We start from the raw sequence: 1,307 nt of genomic DNA, 5'->3' as shown, positions 1-1,307 counted from the left end.
GCGCGCCTCATCTTGGAACCAGACCTCCAGAGGCTTTTCCTTTGCCTCCTCAGGCAGGGCCGTGCGCACCAGTTCTGGAAAGTTTTTTATATAGCTCCTGGGCGTCTGGATCGCTCTGCGGATGACGCGGCCGCGCCGACAGCTTCACGAAGCCGAGCCGGCGGAGGATCGAGCTCATCGTCCGCTCCGCCACGCGAATGCCAAAGCGGCGCTCCACCACTGCGCACAGATCAACCCGCCGCCAGCGCACAACTCCGTCCATCTCCGGGTCCGGCCCCGCTTCGACGATCGCCGCCAGCTCGCTCATCTGCTCCGTGCTGAGCATGGGCGTCCGGCCCGGAAGAGGACGATCGATGAGACCCGAAAGCCCCTCCGCATTATAGCGATGAACCCAGTCGCGCAGGGTCTGCCGATCCATCCCGCAACTCTCTGCCGCCTCCGTCCGTGTCCGCCCGTCGAGCACGAAGGCCAGCGCAAGCATCCGCCGCGACGCCCTTGCGTCCTTCGCCCGCGCCGCCTCGCGCCGTAGGTCCGCCGCCGACAGCTCCCTACGCGTGATCTCCACCCCCATGCTGATCCTCCCTCACATCCCAGAGAGAGTGAATCAGCAACTGACACACCTGGGAAGCCCTCACAGAGTCAAAGCCTCGGGCCGTTGGTATCACCTCGAGAAAACGGATGCGGATGCGTCGGCGCCGTGTCATGCGTTGCCGATAATCATGCTATTGAGGAGGATACGCGATGGAAGGATTTTTCGAGGGTGTGGGCGTCGCCGCACTGGTGATCCTCGCGCTGGCGGGGCTTGCCATCGGCTGGCTGGCCGGGGCGCTGAGCGGGCGCAGCAAGGCCGTCTATGCAATCATCGGCGCGGTGGCGGCAATGGCGACACCGTTTCTGCTGGCTGCGCTCGGGGTGACGGTGATTGCGGCGGGCGGCGTGCTTCTGGTGATAATCGTGGGCGCCGTCGGGGCGGCGGTGGTTGTTGGGCTGGTGCGGGCGCTGAGCGGTCGGAGATAAGCGGTCGAGCTTACGCCGCCGCATGACGGGCGCGCGGGTCGATCGGGGGATGGTTCTAACCCGCATAATTCATGAAGCTGCGGACTTGTGCTCCGTGGGATGGTTTCCCCGGTCTCGGTTTTCTTGCGCGCACCCGGTGTTTGCGTCCGGTTGGCAGGCCGGCCGGTGACTTGGGTCTTGGGTGGTGTGGATTGATGTTTCGGGATTTGTCGGGGCGCTTGCGTCAGGCTGTTTTCGGTGGGGCGAGGGCGTCGAAGAGAAGGAGGAGAAGTCCCTTTCGGGGACACGAA

The 1,307-nt window shown here is 64.8% G+C and carries 1 protein-coding gene and 1 pseudogene; one reads left to right on the top strand and one right to left on the bottom strand.

The features are described from left to right. Positions 1-571: pseudogene (locus tag JSE7799_RS15175) on the bottom strand (IS630 family transposase); the annotation flags it as partial. A gap of 170 nt (positions 572-741) precedes the next feature. Between JSE7799_RS15175 and JSE7799_RS15170 the strand changes: the two are divergent. Then, complete coding sequence (locus JSE7799_RS15170; protein ID WP_055664363.1) at positions 742-1,017, top strand: hypothetical protein; 276 nt, start codon at positions 742-744, stop codon at positions 1,015-1,017. Positions 1,018-1,307: the final 290 nt, after the last annotated feature.

Source organism: Jannaschia seosinensis (genome assembly GCF_001408515.1).
GTDB lineage: Bacteria > Pseudomonadota > Alphaproteobacteria > Rhodobacterales > Rhodobacteraceae > Jannaschia > Jannaschia seosinensis.
The sequence above is the reverse complement of the archived record's forward strand: the minus strand, read 5'-3'. Positions and strand labels throughout refer to the sequence as shown.

Excerpts from the sequence above, each read along its gene's own strand:
- JSE7799_RS15170 (WP_055664363.1), top strand. The coding sequence starts at position 742 with ATGGAAGGATTTTTCGAGGGTGTGGGCGTCGCCGCACTGGTGATCCTC.